Genomic DNA, 22,953 nt, shown 5'->3' with positions numbered 1-22,953 from the left:
TGATGAGGTGTCGGATGAGGTCATTGCGTTCTTCGGCGCGCCTCAGGGGAACAGCGCGCTCCCCTCGCGTTCACTCCCCGTCGGGCAGGTGTGCGCCATGATCGACGGGTTCCCCGTACCCATCGAACGAACCGGGGCTTTTCGTCACCTTTCGTAAGCCTTCTCCGGTGGGAGCCATCAGGATTGCTCCTCGTCGAGGCGCTTCAGCCCTTCCTCCCAGCGCTCTTTACGCTTCCCTTCCGACTGCTCCCACCAGGCGGCACCTCGTTCGCCGAGAGCGGTCTTCGCCATCTGGACCCGGGCGCGTGCCCGGCCTTCGGCCTCGGCATCCGCCTGCCGCAAGGCATCACGCACGGCACGGCGGGCCGCCATGAGGTGCCGTCGGAGCTCCGCGGCAACCTCCTCCGGCACCAACGGATCCGTAGCCCTCCATTTACGACCGTCGATGACGATGTGATGGCCGTCGTCGCTCAGCTCACTGCCGCTCTTCCTCTGCACAGGACGAGTCTGCGCCGAACACGCCACGCCTCGCCCGTCGGGGACCGAGTGCCGGGTGTGACGCCGACTGTCCGTGTCAGTAGCGCAGGTTCTGGCGTGTGCGCAGCGTCCAGCGCCGTTCCGCGTAGGCGAGGTCGTCGCGCCACAGTCGTCCTGCCACCGCACGCATCAGGGGCCGCAGCGCGAAGGACGCGTGTCGCGCGAGGGCGAAGCCGGGGCGTTCGGAGGTGGCGATCACCGCCTCGACGACCGCTGTCCGTGGCGCGTGGTGCCCCTCGGGGGTGAGGGGTGTGGCGTGCGTTTCCACCACCGAGTCCCGTCCCTCGCCATCGGTGATGAGCATGACGACGGTGCGGGGTTCCGGCGCCGTGAAGACGGCACGGACCGGGACGACCAGCCGCGAGGTGAGCCGGAACGAGACTTCTACGACGAACGCGTCAGTGTCCGTGTCTGTGTCGGTGTCCGTGGCATCGCCCGGGGGGCTGCCGGTGACCTGGAGGTCTACGAATGAGTACGGGTGGAACCAGGCACCGTGCCAGGGGTCCAGCCTGTTGGCGACGACATCTTCGGGTTCGCAGCGCCCCACGCCGGTATAGACAGCGTGGACGGACCGCGCCGGGTCGGGGCGCGGGGGGATGACCGGCCGGTCGAGGGGCTGTTCTTCGCCGACGCCGTCCAGGCGCACCCACATGAGGACGCCGTCGTCGTGGACGGGCAGGGTCCGCCAGCCGGGCTGTCCCTGCGCGCCCAGAGCGAGGCCGTGCCAGTGGCAGACGAGGGTTCCGCATCGTACGGGGCTGTCCTTGAGCGGGGCGCCCAGGTGGGGGCAGGCACCCGGGCCGGCGGCGAGGTCGCCGCGCGCGTCACGCCAGATGACGAGCTCACGGCCGGCCACCGTGCGCCCGAGCGGCTCCTGGCGGGGTACCTCGGCGACGGCTCCGACGACGTACCAGTTGCCCGAGGGGCGGGCCTGCGCTCGTTTCAGAGCCGCGTCGATCACCGCGGGCCGCGCTCCGCGCCAGGTGGGTTCCTGGCGCTCCCATGATGTGGGGTTCTTGCGCAGAGCCAGCGGAAACCTCGGTGACCCGGGCTGCTTGCTCATGCCGTCCCCCGGCGCACGAGAGCGGCCGGCCTCGACCGGACAGGCGCGGGGGCGGAGTTACTGGGTTGAGGGGAGTCCCCCGTGGGCGCTGAGCGGTGGCGGATCCGGGCGTGCATGATCCGGGCGAGGCCGTCCAGGGCGACGACCGCGCGGCGGCGCCGCGGAACCACGGCACGCCGGTGCAGCACGTTGTACCCGTCGTCGGCGACGGCATCGAGGATGCCGGAGTAGAGCACGAAGGCGCTGCGGATACAGGGGCGGGACACCGGAGACAGCAAGGCGATTCCCGGTACCGCCTGCCGGTAGATGCCACGCGTCAGTGCTTCGAACGCCCGGAGCGCGCGCGTGATGCGGGTGTCGCGGCGGCAGGTGTCCCTGCTCCACTGCAAATGGTCCCGGTCGACGCCGTATGCGTTCAGCAGGTCCGCGGGGACGTAGACCCTCCCGCGGTCGAGGTCTTCTCCTACGTCGCGCAGGAAATTGGTGAGCTGGAAGGCTACGCCGAGGGCCGCCGCGTAGGGTTCGGCTTCGGTACGCGGCACCGTGGCACCCAGTACGGGAAGCATCTGCAGTCCGATCACGCCTGCCGAACCATGCATGTAGCGGCACAGGTCGGCATAGGTGGGGTAGTCCGTGACGGTGAGATCATCGCGCATCGCTGTCATGAAGTCGTGGAAGTGGCGCGGGTCGATCTCGTAGCGGTGGGCGGTGTCGGCGAGGGCATGCACGACGGGTTCGGTGCTGCTGCGTGTGCTCAAACCGTGCCGCAGGCTGGTCGACAGTTCCTCCAGCGCGGCGGCGCGCTCCGGGCTGTTGCGGTGGCTGCCCTGGGAATCGACGATGTCGTCGGCCCAGCGGGCAAAGCCGTACAGCGCGTGCACCGCGGGGCGCCGATGGGCCGGGAGCAGCCGGGTGGCGAGGAAGTATGTCTTGCCGTGGCGGGCGTTGAGCTCGCGGCAGCGGGTGTAGGCGTGGCGCAGGGACGGGTCGGTGATGCCTGCGGCGTCGAGTTCTCGGGCGGTCACGAGGGTGCTCCTCTTCGGGTCCTACGGGCCCTGCGGGTCCAGTACGTCGCATCGGTCTTGGGGTTGCCACGGGCGCGGGACGGCGGGGTGGTGTGGGATCCGGTGATCCTGGCGGCGGCGAGCTTTCCGGAGATCAGGACCGTGGGCACGCCGACGCCGGGCGTGGTCCCGCAGCCGGCGAGTACGGCATTGGCGGTACCGCGGACGAGGTTGCGGGGGCGGAAGGGGCCGGTCTGTCCGAAGGTGTGCGCGGCGGAGAACGGGGTGCCGGCCGCATGGTCCTGGGCGTGCCAGTCGGCGGGGGTGACGAGGCACTGTTCGTCGATGGCGGTGCTGATGCCGTCCAGGCCGCGCCGTTCCAGTTCGGTGAGGAGTTGGGCGCGGTAGCGGGGTGCCAGCTCGCCCCAGTGGGCGGGGCCGGGGCCGATGTCGGTGTTGGGGCAGGGCGCCAGGATGTAGTGCAGATGCCTACCGGGGGGAGCCAGGGTGGGGTCGGTCGCCGTGGGCCGGGTGATGAGGAGGGAGGGGTCGCTCATCAGGCGGCCGTGGCGGGTGAGTTCGTCGAACGTGCCGTGCCAGGCGGCTCCGAACGAGAGGGTGTGGTGCGCCAGTTGGGGCCAGGTGCGGTCGGTCCCGGCGTGCAGGATCACGGCCGAGGGGGCGTGGCGCAGCGGCAGGGAGCGGCGCGGGGTGCGGCCGAGGAGTCGGTAGGTGACGGGGAGGTCGGGGGTGAGGACGACGGCGTCGCACGGGATCCGCTCGGCGTCGGTCACCACGGCGGTGATCCGGTCGCCCGTGCGCTCCAGGCGCTCCACGCTGCGGCCGTAGCGCAGTTCGGCACCGGCCGCCTCGGCGGCGTCGGCCATGGCCTGCGGCAGGGCGTGCATGCCCCCGCGGGGGAAGTACACGCCGGCGACGGTGTCCATGTAGGCGATGACCGCGTACGCCGCGAGGGCGCGGGCCGGGGGAACTCCGGCGTACAGGGCCTGAAAGGAGAAGACGCGGCGCAGGCGCTCGTCCTTGATGAACCGGCTGATCTGGGCGTCCATCCGGCCGAAGCCGCCGAGCGCGGCGAGCCGGGCCAGGTCGGGGGTGAGCAGTTGCAGCGGGGAGTCGAAGTTGGTGTCGATGAAGTGCTTCATCTGGGCCTGGTAGAGGCGGTGCAGCCAGTGGCGCAGGCGCGCGTAGCCGGCCGCTTCCCGGGGCCCGGCGAAGTCCTCGACGGCCTGTTGCATGGCCGCCGCCTCGGTGTGGACGTCGAGGGTGCTGCCGTCCGCGAACGAGGCCCGATAGGCGGGGTGGAGCGCGATGAGCTCCACGCGGTCACGCAGCCGCTCCCCCACCGCGGCGAAGGCCTCGTCGGCAAGGTGCGGCATCGTCAGAACGGTCGGCCCGGTGTCGATCCGATACCCCCCGCGCACCAGCCGTCCCGCGCGGCCCCCGGGCAGGTCGTCGCGTTCCACCAAGGTGACGCGGCGGCCCGCGCCGAGCAGATGGAGCGTGGCCGCCAGGCCGGACAGGCCTGCGCCCACGACGACCACGTGATCCGTCTTTCCACCTACGGTTCTCATGTGGCCGCTCCTTCAACTGGGCCGCATACGGTTCTCATGTGACCGCTCCTTCGACCGCGACGGTCGACCGGCCGCGCTCCGGTTCGGTCGGCGGCGCGGGGGCCCCGGCTGACTGGTGCATCAGGGTCCGCAGGTGGACGCGGGCCGCAGGATCGAGAGGCACCGTGTCCAACTCGCGCATGCTCTGCGCGATCAGGCGGTGGACTTTCTCCTCGACGCTGCGCCGGGCACCGGTGCGCTCGAGCACGTGTCTGACGTCGTCCAGATCGGTCTCGTCGAAGCCCGGCCGGCCCAGGCAGCGGTTCAGGACGTGCAGAGCATGCCGGTCGCCGTCCGCTTCGGCGCGCGAGTGGGCCAGGGCGAGCAGGTAGGTGGGTTTGCCGGCGCGCAGGTCGCCGCCGACGGGCTTGTCGCGGTGGGAGGGGCCGGTGAAGACGTCGTCGAGGTCGTCGCGCAGTTGGAAGGCGAGACCGGCGCCGCCGCCGGCCGAGCACAGGGCACGCAGGGTCGTCTCGTCCGCGCCGCCCAGGATCGCGCCGAGCTGGAGTGGGCGTTCCACGGTGTAGCGGGCGGTCTTGAGGCACGCGGCGCTGATCGCCTGGCTGCGGGACCTGGTCTGCGTGATCTCTCCTTGGATGTCCAGGTACTGCCCGGCGACCATTTCCATGCGCATACGCGACCAGGTCTCACGGATCCGGCCGGCGCGTCGGCCGGGCAGGAGGAGGGCCCCGGCCTCGTCGTCGGCCCAGGCCAGCGCGAGGTCACCGATGAGAATCGCGGCTGCTTCACCGAACCGGTGAGGGTCCGGTCGCGCGGGTGCCGCGTACTGCGCGGCGCAGTCGATGTGCAGGGAGGGCCGGCTACGCCGCGTGGGCGCCCGGTCCATGACGTCGTCGTGGACCAGGGCGCAGGTTTGCAGGAGTTCCAGGGCCACGCACAGGTGGAGGGCGGCGTCGATCTGCTCGTCGTCGGGCAGGCCGCAAGCGCGCATGCCCCACCACAGGAACTGCGGGCGGATGCGCCGCCCGCCGCCGAGCGTGAAGCGCGCCAGGCGTTCGGCTACATCGGTGCCGAAGATCGCGTGGGTCGCGGTGGCCTGTGCGACGCGGCGTGCCAACAACTCGGTGAGGTGGCGTTCCACCGTCGGCGCCACCTCGGCGTCGATCTGCCGCACACGCGGCGGGCCCGGCGCGTGGTCGTTGCGCGCCGGGAAACCGTGACTCGCTCGGTCCGCCCCGTCGTCTGGCGCAACAGCCGTGGTGACTCCTCGTGCCGCATCGGCGGGCATGTCGGCTCCTTCCGGGGTGACAAGGGCTGGCAAAGTGCTGTCCTGGGGCTTTCCTTGTCTCCCACGTGATCGGATGCACTGCGCCGCGGCAACCGGAACAATCGCCATTCTTTGCCCGGTTTCCGGCGCCGTCCGGATCAACGGACCGGTGCATCCGTGATCGATCGCGGACCGGAAGAGTTCCTTGGAGCAGGCGGAAGATCTTCTCGAACCAGGCGGTCCATACGCCGGAGGTGAGTGTGCGGTCGGACGTGGTGATCATCGGCGCGGGAGCCGCGGGGCTGTCGCTGGCGGAGCGGTTGTGCACCGCGGCAGGGCAGTCCGCGAAGTCCGCTCTTTCCGTGCGGCTGATCCAGGCGCCCGCCGGCCCCCTGCGGCCGGCTCCTCGGACCTGGTGCTTCTGGGAGAACGGGGCGGGCCGCTACGACGAGGCGGTCACGGCGGCCTGGAACCACCTGCGGGTGCGCAGCCCCGACGGGCATCTGGTGGATGCGAGCACGGGCTCTCTGCAGTACAAGATGATCCGCTCCACCGACTTCGAAGCGGTGATCGCGCGACGGCTGGCGGGCGGGCACGGACTTGCCCGTACGGAGGCCACGGTGGAGGCCGTCGAAGGGAGCACGGACGGTGCTCGCGTGCTGGTGCGCACTCCTGAGGGCCGGCCCGAAAGCCTGTCGGCGCGCTGGGTCTTCGACTCACGGCCGCTGGGCAGCCTCCCACGGGCCCGCACGACGCTGCTGCAGCATTTCCGCGGCTGGTTCGTGCGCACGCCGCGTCCGGCCTTCGACCCGGGCTCCGTCGAGTTGATGGATTTCCGCACGCCGCAGCCGGAGCGCGGCCTGGCCTTCAGCTACGTACTGCCCACCGGCCCCCGGACCGCACTGGTGGAGTACACGCAGTTCTCGGCTTCGCTCCTGCCTGCCGACTGCTACGACCGCGCCCTGCGCACGTATCTGCACGAGGTGCTCGGTATCCGCGACTTCGACGTCGAGGCGCGCGAGGAAGGCGTCATCCCCATGACCGATGCCCGGTTCGCGCGCCAGGTCGGTGGGTCGGTGTTCAGGATCGGCGCGGCCGGCGGCGCCACCCGTCCGTCGACGGGCTACACCTTCACCGCCATCCAGCGCCAGACGGCATCGATCGCCACCGCCCTCCTCGCGGGGCGCCGTCCGCTGCCGCCGGCCCCGCACTCCAAGCGGTCGCACACGATGGACGCGATCCTGCTGCACGCCCTGGCCAGCGGCCGGCTCGACGGGGCGGCCTTCTTCACACGGCTGTTCTCGCGTGTCCCCACCGAGCGGCTGCTGCGCTTCCTCGACGGCGCCACCACCCTGTACGAGGATCTGTCCATCGGTCTGAACAGCCCGGTCCTGCCCCTCCTGCGCAGCGCGGTGACGCTCCCGTCCCGCCCTCTGCGCCCCTCCCCCACGCCCTGACCTGCCGGGTTTTGCCAAGGAGAACCATGCCCACTCTGCGCGACGCTCCCCTCGCCCGGGCCTTCGACCACGCCGCGCGCAGCTACGACGCCCTCGTGCGGGCCAACCCCGGCTACCACGCGCAGCTGCGGCGCTCGGTGCGCCGTCTGGGCTACCCGGACCGCGGACGAGGTCTGCGCGTGCTGGATCTGGGATGCGGCACGGGGGCGTCGACCGCCGCCCTTCTGTCCGTACTGCCTGAAGCGGAGATCACCGCCGTGGACGCCTCCGCAGGAATGCTGGAACGGGCCGAAGCCAAACACTGGCCCCGCAGCGTCACCTTCGTCCATACACCGGCGGAGCGCCTGGCCGAAGCAGATGTGAGAGGCCCTTTCGACGCGGTCTTCGCCGCCTACCTGTTCCGCAACACAGCCGACCCGGCCGAGGTCCTGTCCGCGGTGCGAGGCGTGCTCGCTCCGGGCGGCAGACTGGCCGTTCACGACTACACGCTCAGCGGCAAGCGCCGCCATCGCGCCCTGTGGTCGACAGTCTGCGCCGGGCTGATGCCGGTCACCACCGTTCTGGGCGACGGTGCTTTGTACCGGCATCTGTGGCGCAGCGTCATCGAGTTCGACACCGCCGACCTCTTCGCCGAGCGGCTGGCGACCGCGGGATTCACCCAGGTACGCATCGTGCCGCTGCCCGGCTGGCAGACCGGTATCACACACACCATCGTCGGCCGGGCAGCGGACGAAGGGACCCGCGCATGAGGCACCAGCACCATCTGCCGCCGGGCGCACTGGACCGCCGGGCAGTCCGTGTGCCGCCCGCACCCGGATCGTCCGGGGCCACCGGCACGCCGCCGTCGACGGCCGTCATCGGCGGGGGAATCGCCGGCCTCGCGGCCGCCGTCGCGCTGGCCGAACGCGGAGTGCGGGTCACCCTCTTCGAACGCGAGGCCACGCTCGGCGGGCGCCTGGCCGGCTGGAGCACACAGCTCGCCGACGGCTCGTCAGCCACCATGAGCCGCGGCTTCCACGCCTTCTTCCGTCAGTACTACAACCTGCGCGCTCTGCTGCGCCGGACCGATCCGCATCTGGAGAGGCTGACGCGGCTGCCCGACTACCCGCTGTGGCACGCGAGCGGGATGCGGGACAGCTTCCGGCGAGTCCCGCGGACCCCGCCGTGGAGCGCCATGGGATTTGCCTTCTCCAGCCCCACGTTCACCCTCGGCGACCTGCCCCGTATGAACGCGCGGGCGGCGCTTCCGCTCATGGATGTACGCGTCCCGGAGGTCTACGACCAGTTGGACGCGGTCAGCGCGCACAGTTTGCTGGCCTCGATCCGCTTTCCCCAGGCCGCTCACCACCTGGCCTTCGAAGTGTTCTCGCGCAGCTTCTTCGCTGATCCGCGCCTGCTGTCGGCGGCCGAGATGGCGCTGATGTTCCACATCTACTTCCTGGGATCCGCCGAAGGGCTTCTGTTCGACGTGCCCAACGACCCCTTTCCGACGGCGCTGTGGGACCCCCTGGCCCACTACCTGGAGAAGCTCGGCGTCGATCTGCGCGTATCCGAACCGGTCGACCGCGTCACCTCGTCCCCCGGCGGCGGTTTCCGCCTGGACGCGGGGACACACACTCACCAGTACGACGCCTGCGTACTCGCCCTCGACACCCACGGTCTGCAACAGCTGATCCGGCGCAGTCCTGGCCTGGCCGACGAAGGCTGGTACGCCCGCATCGCACGGCTGCGCACCGCGCCTGCCTTTCTCGTCTCCCGGCTGTGGCTCGACCGTCCGGTCGCCGCTGACCGGGCGGGCTTTCTCGGGACCAGCGGCTACGCCGGCCTCGACAACGTCAGTGTGCTGGAGCGGTGGGAGCACGAGGCACAGAACTGGTCGCGTCGCACGGGGGGATCAGTCGTCGAACTGCACGCCTACGCCCTCGCGGACAACGCCGATCGGCCTGCCGAGCAACAGCGCCTCGTCGACCAGTTGCATCTGCTCTATCCAGAGACGCGCGCGGCGCGCGTCATCGATTCCCGGCACGAATGGCGCCAGGACTGCCCCATGTTCGCCGTGGCCGGATATGACGCCCGTCCCACCGTTCGCACCTCCAACCCCTCCCTCATGATCGCCGGTGACCTGGTGCGCACCGAACTGCCGGTGGCATTGATGGAACGGGCCGCGACCAGCGGCATGCTCGCGGCCAATGCGCTGCTCGGGCAATGGCAGCTCCAGGGCCATGAGTTGTGGACCGTGCCCCGTCGCGGACGGAACGCTCTGTTGCGGCGGCTCGCACGCTGGGGAGCAGCATCCGAACCAGGGTCCGGCGCCGGACACGGTAAAAATCAGCAGCGGAAGTAGACGTGCGTGGTCGTCCCCTGGTCCGAGGCGCTGTGGACACGTACCAGGTCGGCCACCACGTTCACCAGCAGGAGTCCGCGCCCGCCGCGCTGGTCCCCGGCCGGCAGGCGGCGGCCGGCGAGCGGGTCGTCGAGGAGGCCGGCGTCATGGACCTCGCAGATGACGTGCTGGTTCTGGGCCCAGATCCGCAGTGCGCCCTGCCCCCCTGCATGCACCACGCTGTTCGTCGTCAGTTCGGCGACGGCCAGCTCGAAGTCGTCCAGGCGGGACCCGGGCAGGCCGAGGTCGGCCGCCCAGCGGGTCGCGTGCTGCCGGACGGCGGCCAGCGTTGCCCCCGTGTAAGCCGTCGCCATCACGCCGGCCGGTGCCTTCAGGGGCTGGTTGTAGCGGGCGACCAGGGCTTCCGGAGCGTAGGCCGTGCTGTCGGCCTGGGCGCCCGACCGGATGATCGTGGGGTGCGTGACGTGAGCGTCGGCGAGGACCGACTCGGCCAGCCGCGTCGCGTCGTAGGGGCAGAGAATCGTTGCCTCTCTCCCCTGGAACGCCAGGTTGATCAGTGCCTCGTGCTGGGCGCAGGCCGGGTACTCGGCCTCGGTGCGACCGGCCCAGATCGGCTCGCCGATGATGCGCGGCCGCCGCCGGGGATGGCTGTCGGCGAAGGCGCGCAGCACTCGGGGGATGATCCGCCCGGGGTTGCGACCGGCACGCGTCATGTCGAGGAGGCGCACCTCCCGGGCCTGCTCGCCCAGTTCGGCACGGATGAGGGCGAGATTGGCTCCGGGCACCGCCACCGCCACGGGGTCACCGGCGGCCAGCCCGTCCCGGACGAACGGCACGGTGCCCGCCAGGTACTCCTGCTCGTCCCGGTAGAAGAGCGCAGGGTGGTCGAAGGGGCGGGGTGCGGACACGGTGCTCATGCGGCGGCCACCTCAATGGCGGGCAGGTCGGGCCAGAACAGTTCCAGCAGGCGGCTCAGACTGGCCGGCGGGCGGACGAGAACGAGGCGTCGGCCGCGGTCCAGGCGTTGGGCGGCGAAGGCCAGAGCCTCGGTCCCGGCCATGTCGACGAAGGTCACGGCCGAGAGCTCCAGGAGGTACGCGTCCCCGTCCTGTCGCTGGACCACGCGTTCCAGGGCCCGCTCCCACGCAGGGTGCGTGGGCAGACAGATCTCCCCGGCCACGTGCAGTCCGGTGCGGCTCGTCAGGGGACGGAACCGTAATTCGGCCGCACGGGTGCCGCCTTCGCCTGCCGACGGATACCTTGCGTGCGGCTCGGTCACCTCGCCCCCCCATTCCCCTTGCGATGCCCTGGACTGTACCCCGGAGCCCGGACACCGCACCCGCCGGCTGAGCCGGCCCCCTACCGGCCCCCTACCGGCGCCTTCCCAGCGTCTTCGCGAGCGCCTGCGCCATGGCCTCCTGGCCCTTGGCGTTGGGGTGTGCCGGAGCGGCCGGCGAGGTCGGGCGCAGCGGCTCGATCCAGCGGTCGGCGGGCGCCTTGCACATGTCGTGTCCCACCGTCGGACCATACGTGTCGACGTAGTCGGCCCGGTTCAGGAGTGCCACCGCGCGCAACATGACGTTGAGGCGCTTCTCCGTGTTCCGCAAGTACGGGAAGTCCTTCGCGGCGAACGGGACGGACGGATAGCAGCCGGTGCCGTCGTCGGGAAGGAGGTCGGGGTAGCCGACGACGACCACGCGGGCATGGGGTGCCTTGGTGTGCACCGCCTTCAGTACCCGGGCGACCTTGGGTGCCGTCCGGAGGATCTCCAGTGTCAACTGGTCATAGCCCGCCGACCCGTAGTGCTGCTGGCAGGGGTTGCCCGACGGGTCCTGCGAACTGAGTCCGGCACACGTGCTGATGATCGAGCCGAAGCCGACGTCGTTGCCGCCGATCTGCACGGTCACCAGGTCGGTGTCGCGCTTCACCGCATCCAGTTGGGGTCCGTTGGTCCCCTGCGCCTGCCACATCTCGGCGGTCGTCGCGCCGCCGCAGCTGACGTCCGTGAACGAGGTGACCTCGCGCTCTCTCGCGGTGAGCGAGGGGTAGTTGTGGTCGGACCGGGCGCAGTTCGCGTCGACCTGAAGGGGGATCAGGGGCCCGGAGGTGTAGGAGTCGCCCAGCGCGACATAGTTCGTGCGGGGTGTTCCGTGCTGCTTCCCCGCCGTGGCGGAGGTCGTCGTGGCGGAGGCCGTCCCGGTGATGCCGACGGTGAGCGCGCAACTGCTCAGCACAGCGAGCACCATGGCTCTACGTCTCTTCGATACGGCCTTGTCCGCATGCGTCCGATGCATGATCATGCCCCTCCCCTGAAACCCTGACAGTCCACGGAACGGGCAGCGGCGACCACGGGCATGAGACCTTCGCAGGCACCACCCGGTCGCTCGGCGGCTCGTGCCCGGCGGACCCCAACCTCGTCTGTATACCGGCCAGTAGACCGTTAGACCAGCGCTCGGGCGAACTCAGTCGAAGGCTCTTCCGGCGGCTCTTTCGGCTGCTCTTTCAGCTGCCCCGAGGTGGTGTGCGATGGGGCCGAAGGAGATGATGCCACTGCCACCGCCTGCCAACTCATCGGCTGCTACGGCGAGTTCGTCGCGGGCGCGGCGCAGGACCGGCTCGTGTCCCACCGCCGCCGCGGCTCGGGCGAGTACACACCAGAGTGCCTCCTGGAGGAGGTCGTGCGGAGGGCGGGGGACGACGGCGAGCGCTCGGCGGGCCTGCTCCGTGGCGCCGGAGGCGGCCAGCAGCAGGGGGTCGAGCCACGGCTGGTAGGGGCCGGCGTCGAGGTGGGCGAAGTCGTCGGGGTCGGGCAGGGCGTCGCCCCGCATGACCGGGACCAGCGCGACGAGGGCGGCCGCTCCCCCGATGAGGCCGGGCATACCGCAGTTCGCCGTCGTCTCGAGCAGCTTCGCGTACCGGGAGCGGGCCGCCGCCCAACCGTCTGTCTCACAGCTGCGCAGAGCCTGGTACCAGGACGTGAACACCCCCGCGAGCGGCCGTTCGTTGCGGTGCGCTAGCCGGTCGATCTCCTCGGCCTCGGCGTCGGCCGCCGCGAAGTCGCCGCGTCCGGCGCATGCCTGGAGGCGGATCAGGCGCCCCAGTACCTCGTGGCCGGGTAGGTGGTGGTCCCCGGCCAGCCGGGCCAGTTCACCGCCGAGCGCAGCACGGCGTGCGGCCGATCCGCACGTGGCGAACGACTGCATGAAGGCGCCGTTGAGGGCGAAGGTGAGCAGCGCGGGATCCGCGAGACGCCGGGCGATGCGGACGGCCTCGTCGGCGGCGCGTTCGGCGCGCAGCCGCCATGGTTCGGCGGCGGGCGCGTCCGCCGCTCGGGGCAGCGGCGCGTCGGCGGCGGCGTCGCCACGTGACTCGACCGCGACGACCGACAGCAGCCGGGCGCGCAGGGCGGGCGGTCCGTCGGGGCCGAGCCGCGCGGCGGCACGAGCGGCGGCCCGGGACAGCGCACCGGCTTCCGCCGGATCATCGGCGCGGGTCCACAGCGCCGGCACGTCGTAGGAGCCGATGATCCTGGCCACCAGTTCGTCGTCGCCGGTCGTCTCGGCGGCCGCGACCAGGTCCCGCCGGTGCTCGCGCGCCGCCTCCAGTCCGTCGGCGCCGGTCACCGCGAGGTCGCGCAGCAGTCCCGCGGTGGCGTGCAGCCGGGACCGGGACCGGGCGGGCACCGAGCGCTCCCACGCGGCCGACGCCCGGTGCCAGACACCGTCCGCCACTCCGGTGGGCTCGGTCGCGGAGCCGGCCGCGCCGCTGAGAACGCGCGCTTCGATACGGGCCAGCGCGGGCCCGGGGCCGTGCCCGCCGCCCCCATCGGCGAGGGCGCCGCGGGCCTGACGCAGACTCTCCAGGGCTTCACCACGCCGCCCGGACCGGTCGAGCGCGGTCGCCAACAGGACCCAGCCGTCCTCCCGGCCCGGGTGCGCGGCGACGTGGGCCCGCAGGTCGGCGACGGCGTCGCGGGCGGCGCCGGTCGCCAGCAAGGCGTCGGCGCGCCGCTCGACCGCGTCGAGACGCAGCGCCTCCAGCCGGGCCTGTTCGGCGGCGGCCCACGCGGCACCGGGAAAGTCCGCCAGAACCGGTCCCCGCCATCGGGCGAGCGCCTCGTCCCACAGACCGACCGCCGCGTGCGGTGGCGCTTCGGCGGCCCGCGAGGCGGTGTCCTCGAACAGCCAGGCATCCACCGCCGCGCGTTCGGCGCGCAGGACGTAGCCGGGGCCGTCGGTGACGAGCAGACGGGACGGTTGCCGAGGAGGACGCCCGGGTTCCACGGCACGGCGCAGCGCCGCCACGAAGGTGCGGACCGCGCCGACCGCGCCCGACGGGGCTTCTTCCCCCCACAGATCCGCGACGAGCCGGCCGACGGGCACCACCCGGTTGCGGGCGATCAGCAACCGTCCGAGCACCTCCCGGTGGCGGGGCGCGCCGAGCGGGAGCGGCGTGCCGTCGACGTCCCAGACGGCCACCGGTCCCAGTAGTCCGAACTCCACGCCCACCGCACGGTCCCTTCGCGGGCGGCCCGTTCCCGGAGGTGCCGCGTACGCACTCATCGATCGCTGATCCGGGGCCCGGAAGCTGGCTGACGTCCCCGGTCGACCGGTCCGCCGGACCGGAGCGTCCACTCTGCCACGAGCTGTAGGAGTCCCCGTGACACACCCGAGCATTCCCGGTTTCACCGAGCGTCGCGTGCGGGTCGACGACGGCGTGACGCTGAACGCCGCCGTCGGGGGCACCGGCAGCCCCGTCGTGCTGCTGCACGGTTTTCCCCAGACCCACCTGATGTGGCGGCACGTCGCCGCCGACCTCGCCGTCGACCACACCGTCATCTGCCCCGACCTGCGGGGCTACGGAGCCAGCGACAAGCCCGCCGAAACCGGCCCCGAGACCTACTCCAAGCGGACCATGGCCCAGGACATCGTCCGCCTCGCCGCCGAGTTGGGGCACGACCGCTTCACCCTGGCCGGTCACGACCGCGGCGCCCTGGTCGCCTTCCGCGCCGCCATGGACCATCCCGACACGGTCTCCCGGGCGCTCTTCCTGGACATCCTGCCGACCCTCGACATGTGGAACGCCCTCAGCGGGGTCTCCGGCGCGGTCGGCTTCCACCTGTACCTGATGGCCCAGCCCCCCGGCCTGCCGGAAGCGATGATCCAGGCGTCCGCCGACACCTTCTTCGCCCACTTCCTCGACGCGTGGACAAACTCCCCGGACGCGATACCCGCCGACGTCCGCCACCGCTACCTCGATGCCTCGGCGGCGGCCGTGCCCTCCATCGTCGCCGACTACCGCGCCTCCGCCGGTGCGGACGTGGACCACGACACCGCCGACCGGGCGGCCGGCAACAGGTTGGCCATGCCGGTCACCGTCCTCCAGCAGGACTGGGGCGCCGCGCTCGGCTACCACCCCCAGAGCCTGTGGCACGCCTGGGCCGGGGACCTGCGGCATCGGACGGTCTCCTGCGGCCACTTCATGGCTGAGGAGGACCCGAAGATGATCGCGGGCGAGATCCGGTCCCTCGCCGAGCGCTGACGGACCCCACCGCGGACCGCGGGCCGCTCACCTGTCCGGGTGGGGGCCCGACGGCGGCGCGGTCCTGTCGTCGGCGTGGGTGTCGGCCGCATGACTGGCAGCTGATCCGGGCGGGGTCTCTCCGGCGGCGAGGTGTTCCAGAACTTCCCCGAGCTCGTTGCAGGCGTTCTGCACCGAGCGTCGCGTCGCCCGCTGTTCTGCGACCATCGCGGACAACAGCAGAGCGGTCAGCGCCGTGGCGCCGTTGAAGGCCTGGAGCTTGACCATGACTTCGACGGCGGACAGGTTCTGGAAGGCGCCTCGCTGTGCGTTCGCCTCGAACGTGGTCAGCACGGACGCGAACAACGCGCACGCCATGCTTCCGGCCAACTGGAAACGCAGGGCCGCCCAGATCAGCAGGGGAAACACGAGAAAGAGCAGACTCATCCGGCTGAGCGCGGCCACCGGCAGCAAAATCACGGCGGTGAGGCCCAGACACGCCATCTCCGTCCAACCGGCCCGTCGGAGTCGTCCCGCGGCTCCCACCACCACGAGCAGAAGCGGAGTGACCAGCAGGACGCCCATCGCGTCACCCACCCACCAGGCCAGCCACACGGACCAGAACTCGCCCGATTCCAGCCCCCCGCCCAGCACCTGCAGGCCCACTCCTGCCGTGGAGCTGACCAGCATGGCGCCGAGTCCTCCGAGGACGAGGGCAAGCCCGTCCCGCAGCCGCGAGATGTCGAGCCGGAAACCGACCCGGCGCAGAAACCACATCGCGCACAGCGGTCCGGCGGTATTGCCCGCCACGGTGACCAGGGTGCCGACCTGAGGAGTGGTGAGGGAGGCGATGACGAGGAAGGAACCCAGGGCGATCCCGGGCCACACCCGCACGCCGTAGACCAGCAGGGCGGCGACGGCGACGCCGGTGGGCGGCCAGATGGGGGTGACCACCACTCCCTCGACGACGACCCGGCCCAGCAGGCCGAGGCGCCCGGCCACGTAGTAGCAGGCGGCCACGGCCAATGCCTTGAGGACCGGCTCCAGGGGCAGCCGGACCGGCCGAGTCACCAACACAGCAGCCATCACACACCGGCCGCGGCCACTCGGCCATGCGAGCGCCCCTGTCCGTGTCCGACGCGGCTGCCCCGGGCCGCACGCCTCGGCGTTCTCTCGGCCCTGCGATGGGCGCCCTATGGGGTGCGGCCGTCATGGCCGACGACCAGGACCGCGGCGTCGTCCTCATGCCCCACCGTGTCCGCCAGCTTCATCACGCCATTGGCGAGAGCGTCGATGCCGAGCCCCGCGGCCGCGGTGACTTCGGCGAGCCGCCTCACCTGTCCCAGGCCGTCGTCGAGGCTCAGCGACGGCCCCTCCACCACCCCGTCCGTCAGCAGCACGAACACGCCGCCGGCGGTGAGCCGATGGCACGTGACGGGGTACTCGGCGCCCGGGAGCACACCGAGTGGCGGGCCGCCGTCCCCGTTGTCGATGCCGGACCGCCCGTGGGCGGTCGCCCAGATATGGGGAATGTGGCCGGCCCGCGCGCACTCCAGGATTCCGCTGGCCGGATCGAGCCGGAGGAAGGTGCAGGTCGCGAAGAGGTCCGCGCCGAGGGAGATCAGGAGATCGTTGGTCCGGCTGAGGAGTTCTCCTGGGTCCCCCGTGACGGAGGCCAGCGCGCGCAGCCCCACACGCACCTGCCCCATGAACGCGGCAGCCTGGATGTTGTGCCCCTGTACGTCTCCGATGGACAGGCCGATACGACCGTCGGGCATGTCGAAGGCGTCGTACCAGTCTCCCCCGACATTGAGCCCGTGATTGGCCGGCGAATAGCGCACGGCCAGCCGGACGCCCGGCGCGCCGGGAAGGTCCTGGGGCAGCATCCCGCGCTGCAGGGCCACTGCCAGCTCGACCTGGGAGCGCTGTGTCTCCGCCAGTTCCCGGGCCCGTGCGGTCAGCGCGCCGAGCCGGGAGAGCAGTTCCTCGCCTTCGTCGGTCGCCCCGATGCGGAACATCGATCACTCCGGGTTCCGCGAGGGCCCCTCGCATCAGTTCGCCTGGTCGACCACGCACGCCACTGGCACAAGACGCCCTCCACTTTGCCTGGTGAGGGCCGGGACCGCACCCTCAAGGCGGAGCACGCCGCAGCCCGAGGGGGCCGCCCGCCACGGGCCCGCCAAGTACGCCGGCCCTGACCGTCCTGCTGAACCGGATCAGGCATCGACCTTCACGGGAGTGCGGGCGCGGGTGTCGACGGCGGGGGCCAGGAGAATGGCGGAGGCGACGAAGACCAGCACCACGACCATCGCGGAGCGCAGCCCGTAGTGCTCGCCGAGGAAACCGAGGACAGGCGGCCCGACCAGGAAAGCGACGTAGCCGATGATGGCGACCAGGGAGACGCGCGCGGTCTGCTCGGGGCCCGAGTCGCCCGCCGCCGACAAGGCGACAGGGAAGCCGAGAGAGGCCCCGAGTCCCCAGAACAGGACGGCGGTTGCCGCCAGAACCGCGTTGTCGGAGAAGATCACCAACAGGAGTCCGACGGCACCGGATATGGCGCTCGCGCGCACGACGACGGTCCGCCCGAAACGGTCGAGGAAGAACGTGCCGCTGAAGCGCCCCAGCGTCATCGCGGCGGCGAACCCGACATAGACGAGCGAGCCCACCGTCGCGTCAAGGCCGTGACCGTCGACCATGAGCAGCGGCAGCCAGTCGTTGGCAGCGCCCTCGGCCAGCGCCATCGCCAGCACGATGGCTCCGATCAGCAGCAACTTCCGGTCCTTCCAGACCTGTGGCCGTGAGCCCGGCGTCGAACCCGGCGTCGAACCCGGCGCCCGACGTGCGGCGCTGATGCCGACGCCGCCCGGCACGGCACGCATGGCATAGATCAGGATCCCCGTAGCGATCAGCGCGGCAACGGCCAGATGCCAGTGGGCGGGAAACGCGACGGCCGTGGCCGCCATCCCGGCCAGGCCGCCCACCACGGTGCCCAGGCTGAAGCAGCCGTGCAGCGTGGGCAGCACCGCGGTGCCGGCGAGCCGCTCCACGTCGGCGCCGTCCACGTTGACCGCCACCTCGCCCGCGCCCATGCCCGCGCCGAACAGGCACAGTCCGGCCGTGACCACGGGCGCCGACGGAACGGCGCTGCCCAGGCCGACGACCGTCGTGCCCGCGATGATCAAAAGAGTGCCGAGTGCGATCACCGGCCGGGTACCGAAGCGCGACACACAGCGGCCGGAACACAGGATGCCGGTCATGGATCCGACGGAGAGGCCGAACAGAATCAGCCCCATCTGCCCGGTGGACACGCCCAGTTGATCGCGCACGTCCGGGGTGCGGGTGACCCAGGAGGACATGGTGATGCCGTTGAGGAAGAAAAGGAGATACAAGGACTGGCGACGTCGGCGCACGGCACGGTCTGTCAAGAGGAGGCTCCGCTGGACTTCGTAAGAATGGGCAGGCTGACGACGGTCTCGCAGACGTCGAGTATGTACAAATGTACATACTCAGTGTTGCGGGGAGAAGAGAAGGCGGACCACATAGATGACCGGCAACACCCGCGGCCCCAACGACCCCCGGCGGCGCGAGCGCATCCTCGATGCGGCGCTCGACGTCATCGCCGAGCACGGCGCGATGAAGGTGACCTTCCGCAAGATCGCCGCGGCGGCGGGGGTGCCGCTCGGTTCGCTCACCTACTACTTCGACGACATGCAGCACCTGCTCACCGAGGCGTTCAGCCGCCTCGCCGAGTCCGTCTCCACGCCCTACGGAGCTCTGCTGGCCGCGGCGCACACTCCTGAGGAAGCGCAGGACGCCGTCGTCGAGATCATCTGCGGCAAGGTCTGGGGCACCGACCGCAACCTGCTCCTCAGCTACGAGCTCTACGCCTTCGCCGCCCGCCATCCCGAACTCCGTACGGTCATGCGCTCCTGGATGCAGGCGAGTCGGCAGTCGCTCGCCGCCCACTTCGACCCGCTGACCGCCCGCGCCCTCGACGCGCTGGTCGAGGGCTTCTCCATCCACAACTCCGTCGACCCGCAGCCGACGGATCGCGCGGACGTCGCGGCCATCGTCAGCGCCGTCATCGATCGCCGCGTCACACGCTGAAGAGACGCAGGACTTACGCGCCGGGCGCCGTATGCATCCGGCCTTTCCTTCTCCCACGCGCCCGAACGGGCCCTCCGCCGTGAAAGGTTGCCGCGTCGGGGGAACAGGTGTCTGTTACGGCCGGTTCGGGCGCAGCTACGGGAAGGACGGGCGATGGCCACCAGCACGGACGAGGTACGTACGAGCACTGTGCCCAGGAGTCTTCAGCTACCGGGGCTCGTGCTGGGGGTGGGGATGGGCGGCTTCGTCGACGGCATCCTGCTGCACCAGCTCCTCCAGTGGCACCACATGTTGACCAGCACGAACAGTGACCGCATCGGGGTGAAGTACTACGCGCCGAACACGGTCTCCGGACTGGAGATGAACACCGTGTGGGACGGCATCTTCCACACCGTCTGCTGGGTCGCCGTGCTGCTGGGCCTGGGCATCCTCTACTCGCGGGTGACGCACCATCGGCGGCGGGTGTGGACCTCGCGCGTGCTGTGGGGCTGGATGCTGGCGGGCTGGGGCCTGTTCAACCTTGTCGAAGGACTTCTGGACCATCAGATCCTCGGAATCCATCACGTGCGCGCAGGCTCCCACCAGCTCTGGTGGGACATGGGCTTTCTTCTCCTGGGTCTCATCCTGCTGACCGGCGGTCACCTCCTGCAGCGCGGCGGCCGGCCCTTCGACCCCGACGCGCCTGAGCAGAACGGGCGGGCGCTCTGATGAACGGCGACATGCACCACGTACACAGCGGAGGGGCGGGGGCCGGTGGGCTGGATGTAGTGCTTCCCGCCGTGGCCGTTGTCGTGCTCGCGGGCAGCTACCTCGTGCTCGCCCACCGGGCACGGACGAGCAACCCGTCGGCGGGGTGGGGGGCCTGGCGAACGGTCAGTTTCCTGAGCGGGTGCACCGTGCTGGGTATCGCGCTGCTGCCGCCCGTCGCACCCTTCGCCCACGGCGACTTTCGCGGGCACATGGTCCAGCACATGCTCATCGGGATGTACGCGCCGCTCGCTCTTGTACTGGGTGCTCCGGTCACGCTGCTGCTGCGGACGCTGCCCGCCGCGCGGGCCCGGCGTCTGAGCGCTCTGCTGCACGGTCGGCCGTCGCGCGCGCTCGCCCATCCGGTCACCGCCTTGGTGCTGAGTACCGCGACGCTCGCGCTGCTGTACTGCACACCCCTGTTCAACGCGACGATGGGCCGGCCGGTCCTGCACTGGTTCCTGCACGCGCATTTCCTGCTGTCCGGGTGCCTGTTCGCCTGGGTGATCGCCGGCCCCGACCCCGCACCGGCCCGCCCGGCGGTGCCGGTGCGGCTGGTGGTCCTGGGCGTCGCTGTCGCGGCGCACGCCACGCTCTCCCAGCTGATGTACGGGGGATTCCTCATCGACGTGCACGCGCCGGTCTCCCAGGTCCAAGGAGCCGCGCAGATCATGTACTACGGCGGCGACATCGCCGAGCTGCTGCTGGCCGCGGCGCTGGTGGCCACGTGGCGCCCGACAAGGAACCGGCGGCGCGCCGCTCCCCGGGCTGCCGCGACCTCTGCGCGGGGGCCGGCCGCCGCTTGACCCCTTGCACGGAAAGCCTTGAGCCAGCCTCGAAGACCGGGCCGTGCGGCCCTGGGCACATCCCCGGGTTCGCCCTACGCTCATACGTGTCCGGCTCTTCTGTGTGAGGAAGGTGGACCCGTGCCCCATGGCCTCAACGCCGACACCGTCGGCCCGGTGGACGTCGCCGTAGTCGCCTTCCAAGGCAGCCGCTTCGACGGCAACATCGTGCCGGCCCTGCAGGAACTCCAGCAGAACGGGACCGTGCACGTCCTCGACCTGACCTTCGTCAGAAAGGACGCCGACGGCTCGGTCGTCATCGTCGAACTGTCGGACACATCGGACACAGAGGTGGCCGATGCGTTTCAGCACGTCACCGACGTCCAGTTCGACCTGCTCAGCGACGCGGACCTGCGGGCCGTCACCGATGACCTGACCCCTGGGTCCTCGGCCATGATCGTGGTCTGGGAGAACACGTGGGCGGCCCAACTCAGCGCCGCGCTGCGCCGCTCCAAAGGCGAGATCATGATGCTGGAACGCATCCCCAGGAAAGCCGTGCTCGCGGCGATCGCGGCGCTCGACACCACCTGACTTCTGACGCATCGACACGACGAAGGGCGGCGCCCCATGCCGCGACGATCAGGACGACCCGGCTTGCTCGGCACGGTGGCACGCACCGCGGCGATCGCGGGAACCGCTTCCGCGGTCTCCAACCGTGTGAACCGCCGCGCGGCCGAGCGGGACACACACCGCCAGATGGACGCGCAGGCCCAGCAGCAGGCGCTGGTCGACCAGGCGGCCGCGCAGGCAGCGGCTCAGGCACCGGCGGCCGCTCCCCCGCCGGCCGCCACGGACCGCGTCGCCCAGCTCTCCGCGCTCGCGAACCTCAAGTCCCAAGGGGTCCTCACGGACGCGGAGTTCGCTGCGGAGAAGGCGCGGATCCTCAGCTCCTGATGGCCCTGGCACCGCGCAGGGCGACGAGTACGAGCAGCGCCGCGAACAAAGCGGCGCCGCCGCACACCGCGAAGCCGATCGAGTAGCCGTGCCCGAGCGCGTCGAGAGCGAATGAACGGGCCGCCCCCGGTGGGGAGTTCGGGGGTACGGAGTTCAGCGCGAGCGGGCCGCCCTCCGCCAGCACCTCGTGCGCCGCGGTCTTCGCGTCGGCGGGCAGGGCCGAGCCGGGGAGCGCGCCCGTGACGCGGGATGCGGCCTGGCTGAGGGCGACGGCGCCGATGACGGCGGGGCCCAGCGTGAAGCCGAAGTCCCGCAGCAGGTTCGTGGAGGCGCTGGCCATGCCCGCGAGGTGCACCGGGACCGTGTTCACGGCCGTCGCCGTGATGGAGGAGACGGTGAACGCGAAGCCGATGCCGACCAAACCGAGCGGCAGGATCAGCGAGGTCAGGGCGCGGTCGTCGACGTCGAGCGTGGCCGCGACGAAGTCACCCGCGGCGATCAGCGCGAGCCCCGCGCTGAGCAGCGTGCGCGCGGGGACTCGGGCGAGCAGCCGGGAGGTGAGTGGCGTCAGGAAGGGGGTGATGCCATTCAGGAGCAGGAACGCGAAGGCCGTGCGCATCGGGCTCTGGTGCTGGATCGGGCCGAGCCTGATGCTCGCCCCGTACGCGGTGCCCAGGAAGCTGAACATGCCGACGACGGCGACGACGGACGCGACCGCGAACGAGCGGTTGCGGAACAGGTCGAGCCGCAGCAGCGGCGACCGCGCCCGGTGCTCGGCCACCACGAACAGGCAGACGAAGACGGCCGCGACGACGAACGCGACCACCACCGGTGCCGAGCCCCACCCGTCGGTCGGCCCCTGGATGACGGCGTAGAGCAGCGCGAAGAGGCCGACGCCGATGGTGACCTGACCGCCGATGTCGAGCGAACGCCCCTCGGGGGACGAGGAGTTGGTGGCGAACAACAGGCTGATCAGTGCGCTCAGCCCCGCGACGATCGCCACGACCACGAACGACCAGCGCCATGAGCCGTAGGTCCCCGTGATGCCGCCGAGCAGCGGCGCGAGGAAACCGCCCGCGGAGAGACTGGAGGCCCACAGGGCGATGGCCCTCGCGCGCTGGGCATGGCCCGTGGTGCCCGCGGCGATCATCGCGAGCGAGGTCGGGAAGAGCGCGGCGGCGCCCAGCCCGGCGAGCGCCTGCCCGGCCCACAGTTGGTGGATGCCGCTGCTCGCCGCGGCGACCACCTCGCCCGCGCCGAGCAGCACCGCGCCGCCGACGAGCAGCCGCTTGCGCCCGAAGAGGTCGCCGAGCACGCCGAACGACAGCTCCAGAACGGTGACCGGGAGCAGGAACGCGTCGGATATCCAAGTGAGTTGAGAGCCGACCGGGTGCAGATGTTCCTGGAACAGGCCGTTGAGCGTGGCCGGGATGGCGATGCCGATCTGGGCGAGGCAGACGGCGAGACAGCCCGCGATGAGCGTGCCGATCGCGAGCCGCGGCGGCACCTTCGACGGGTCAGGTGTACCCGGCGTGTCTGACGTCTCTGGTGTACTCGATGTGTTCATGAAGGAGCT

At 71.2% G+C, this 22,953-nt stretch carries 22 protein-coding genes; 9 read left to right on the top strand and 13 right to left on the bottom strand.

The genetic code is table 11. From position 1 onward, the window contains the following. Nucleotides 1-177: 177 nt before the first annotated feature. The 5 genes from ACIREE_RS33660 to ACIREE_RS33640 form a co-directional block, all read right to left on the bottom strand. Nucleotides 178-498, bottom strand: coding sequence for a hypothetical protein (locus ACIREE_RS33660; protein WP_404160825.1), 321 nt, complete (start codon nt 496-498; stop codon nt 178-180). Between the two features lie 76 nt (nt 499-574). Next, nucleotides 575-1,600, bottom strand: coding sequence for a DUF5914 domain-containing protein (locus tag ACIREE_RS33655; protein WP_404160822.1), 1,026 nt, complete (start codon nt 1,598-1,600; stop codon nt 575-577). Then, entirely contained in the window at nt 1,597-2,625 is a 1,029-nt protein-coding gene (locus tag ACIREE_RS33650) for a phytoene/squalene synthase family protein (RefSeq protein WP_404160819.1), read from the bottom strand. Before ACIREE_RS33650 ends, ACIREE_RS33655 begins: the two co-directional genes overlap by 4 nt. After that, nucleotides 2,622-4,196, bottom strand: coding sequence for a phytoene desaturase (locus tag ACIREE_RS33645; RefSeq protein WP_404160817.1), 1,575 nt, complete (start codon nt 4,194-4,196; stop codon nt 2,622-2,624). The genes ACIREE_RS33650 and ACIREE_RS33645 overlap by 4 nt, the downstream gene beginning before the upstream one ends. A 34-nt stretch (nt 4,197-4,230) precedes the next feature. Next, nucleotides 4,231-5,484: a polyprenyl synthetase family protein gene (locus ACIREE_RS33640; RefSeq protein ID WP_404160815.1), complete on the bottom strand. Its 1,254-nt coding sequence runs from the start codon at nt 5,482-5,484 to the stop codon at nt 4,231-4,233. A gap of 233 nt (nt 5,485-5,717) precedes the next feature. Here ACIREE_RS33640 and ACIREE_RS33635 point away from each other — a divergent pair, with 233 nt between their 5' ends. Genes ACIREE_RS33635 through ACIREE_RS33625 form a run of 3 tightly spaced genes read left to right on the top strand, consistent with a single transcriptional unit; the run spans nt 5,718 to nt 9,264 of the window. Next, nucleotides 5,718-6,920 carry a lycopene cyclase family protein gene (locus tag ACIREE_RS33635; protein WP_404160812.1) on the top strand — a complete coding sequence of 401 codons (1,203 nt, stop codon included), beginning with the start codon at nt 5,718-5,720 and terminating at the stop codon, nt 6,918-6,920. A gap of 26 nt (nt 6,921-6,946) precedes the next feature. After that, on the top strand, nt 6,947-7,669 hold the full coding sequence (locus ACIREE_RS33630) for a class I SAM-dependent methyltransferase (RefSeq protein ID WP_404160809.1): 723 nt from the start codon (nt 6,947-6,949) through the stop codon (nt 7,667-7,669). Further along, a complete protein-coding gene (locus ACIREE_RS33625) occupies nt 7,666-9,264 on the top strand; it encodes an FAD-dependent oxidoreductase (protein ID WP_404160806.1) in 1,599 nt (532 codons plus the stop codon). The genes ACIREE_RS33630 and ACIREE_RS33625 overlap by 4 nt, the downstream gene beginning before the upstream one ends. Here the strand turns inward: ACIREE_RS33625 and ACIREE_RS33620 are convergent. The 4 genes from ACIREE_RS33620 to ACIREE_RS33605 all read right to left on the bottom strand — a co-directional run bounded on the left by ACIREE_RS33620 (nt 9,249) and on the right by ACIREE_RS33605 (nt 13,772). Beyond that, nucleotides 9,249-10,181 (bottom strand): anti-sigma factor RsbA family regulatory protein, encoded by a 933-nt coding sequence (locus ACIREE_RS33620; protein WP_404160803.1) that lies wholly within the window; start codon nt 10,179-10,181, stop codon nt 9,249-9,251. The two genes, ACIREE_RS33625 and ACIREE_RS33620, sit on opposite strands and share 16 nt — an antisense overlap. Further along, the gene (locus ACIREE_RS33615) at nt 10,178-10,543 is read right to left on the bottom strand and encodes an STAS domain-containing protein (protein WP_404160800.1); all 366 of its coding nucleotides are present in this window, start codon (nt 10,541-10,543) and stop codon (nt 10,178-10,180) included. Before ACIREE_RS33615 ends, ACIREE_RS33620 begins: the two co-directional genes overlap by 4 nt. A 91-nt stretch (nt 10,544-10,634) precedes the next feature. Then, nucleotides 10,635-11,558 (bottom strand): SGNH/GDSL hydrolase family protein, encoded by a 924-nt coding sequence (locus tag ACIREE_RS33610; protein ID WP_404160798.1) that lies wholly within the window; start codon nt 11,556-11,558, stop codon nt 10,635-10,637. 168 nt (nt 11,559-11,726) lie between these two features. Next, nucleotides 11,727-13,772: a BTAD domain-containing putative transcriptional regulator gene (locus tag ACIREE_RS33605; RefSeq protein ID WP_404160795.1), complete on the bottom strand. Its 2,046-nt coding sequence runs from the start codon at nt 13,770-13,772 to the stop codon at nt 11,727-11,729. 151 nt (nt 13,773-13,923) lie between these two features. On the opposite strand from ACIREE_RS33605, the gene ACIREE_RS33600 reads away from it, so the two are divergent. After that, on the top strand, nt 13,924-14,805 hold the full coding sequence (locus ACIREE_RS33600; protein WP_404160792.1) for an alpha/beta fold hydrolase: 882 nt from the start codon (nt 13,924-13,926) through the stop codon (nt 14,803-14,805). Between the two features lie 27 nt (nt 14,806-14,832). Here ACIREE_RS33600 and ACIREE_RS33595 read toward each other — a convergent pair whose 3' ends face one another. The 3 genes from ACIREE_RS33595 to ACIREE_RS33585 all read right to left on the bottom strand — a co-directional run bounded on the left by ACIREE_RS33595 (nt 14,833) and on the right by ACIREE_RS33585 (nt 18,209). Then, a complete protein-coding gene (locus ACIREE_RS33595) occupies nt 14,833-15,870 on the bottom strand; it encodes an MASE1 domain-containing protein (protein ID WP_404160789.1) in 1,038 nt (345 codons plus the stop codon). Between the two features lie 107 nt (nt 15,871-15,977). Then, nucleotides 15,978-16,802, bottom strand: coding sequence for a PP2C family protein-serine/threonine phosphatase (locus ACIREE_RS33590; RefSeq protein WP_404160786.1), 825 nt, complete (start codon nt 16,800-16,802; stop codon nt 15,978-15,980). A gap of 198 nt (nt 16,803-17,000) precedes the next feature. Next, the gene (locus ACIREE_RS33585) at nt 17,001-18,209 is read right to left on the bottom strand and encodes an MFS transporter (protein ID WP_404160783.1); all 1,209 of its coding nucleotides are present in this window, start codon (nt 18,207-18,209) and stop codon (nt 17,001-17,003) included. Nucleotides 18,210-18,327: 118 nt separating this feature from the next. On the opposite strand from ACIREE_RS33585, the gene ACIREE_RS33580 reads away from it, so the two are divergent. The 5 genes from ACIREE_RS33580 to ACIREE_RS33560 all read left to right on the top strand — a co-directional run bounded on the left by ACIREE_RS33580 (nt 18,328) and on the right by ACIREE_RS33560 (nt 21,377). Continuing rightward, nucleotides 18,328-18,891, top strand: coding sequence for a TetR/AcrR family transcriptional regulator (locus ACIREE_RS33580; protein ID WP_404160780.1), 564 nt, complete (start codon nt 18,328-18,330; stop codon nt 18,889-18,891). Between the two features lie 153 nt (nt 18,892-19,044). Next, a complete protein-coding gene (locus ACIREE_RS33575) occupies nt 19,045-19,599 on the top strand; it encodes a DUF2243 domain-containing protein (RefSeq protein ID WP_404160777.1) in 555 nt (184 codons plus the stop codon). Continuing rightward, nucleotides 19,599-20,444 (top strand): cytochrome c oxidase assembly protein, encoded by an 846-nt coding sequence (locus ACIREE_RS33570; RefSeq protein WP_404160775.1) that lies wholly within the window; start codon nt 19,599-19,601, stop codon nt 20,442-20,444. Before ACIREE_RS33575 ends, ACIREE_RS33570 begins: the two co-directional genes overlap by 1 nt. 120 nt (nt 20,445-20,564) lie before the next feature. Next, nucleotides 20,565-21,014, top strand: coding sequence for a DUF6325 family protein (locus ACIREE_RS33565; RefSeq protein ID WP_404160772.1), 450 nt, complete (start codon nt 20,565-20,567; stop codon nt 21,012-21,014). A 75-nt stretch (nt 21,015-21,089) separates the two neighbouring features. After that, the gene (locus ACIREE_RS33560; RefSeq protein ID WP_404160769.1) at nt 21,090-21,377 is read left to right on the top strand and encodes an SHOCT domain-containing protein; all 288 of its coding nucleotides are present in this window, start codon (nt 21,090-21,092) and stop codon (nt 21,375-21,377) included. On the opposite strand, the gene ACIREE_RS33555 is transcribed toward ACIREE_RS33560, so the two are convergent. After that, nucleotides 21,367-22,944: an MFS transporter gene (locus ACIREE_RS33555; RefSeq protein WP_404160766.1), complete on the bottom strand. Its 1,578-nt coding sequence runs from the start codon at nt 22,942-22,944 to the stop codon at nt 21,367-21,369. The two genes, ACIREE_RS33560 and ACIREE_RS33555, sit on opposite strands and share 11 nt — an antisense overlap. Nucleotides 22,945-22,953 lie beyond the last annotated feature (9 nt).

The organism is Streptomyces sp. NPDC102467 (genome assembly GCF_044765445.1).
In the GTDB taxonomy this organism is placed as follows: Bacteria; Actinomycetota; Actinomycetes; order Streptomycetales; family Streptomycetaceae; genus Streptomyces.
The sequence above is the reverse complement of the archived record's forward strand: the minus strand, read 5'-3'. Positions and strand labels throughout refer to the sequence as shown.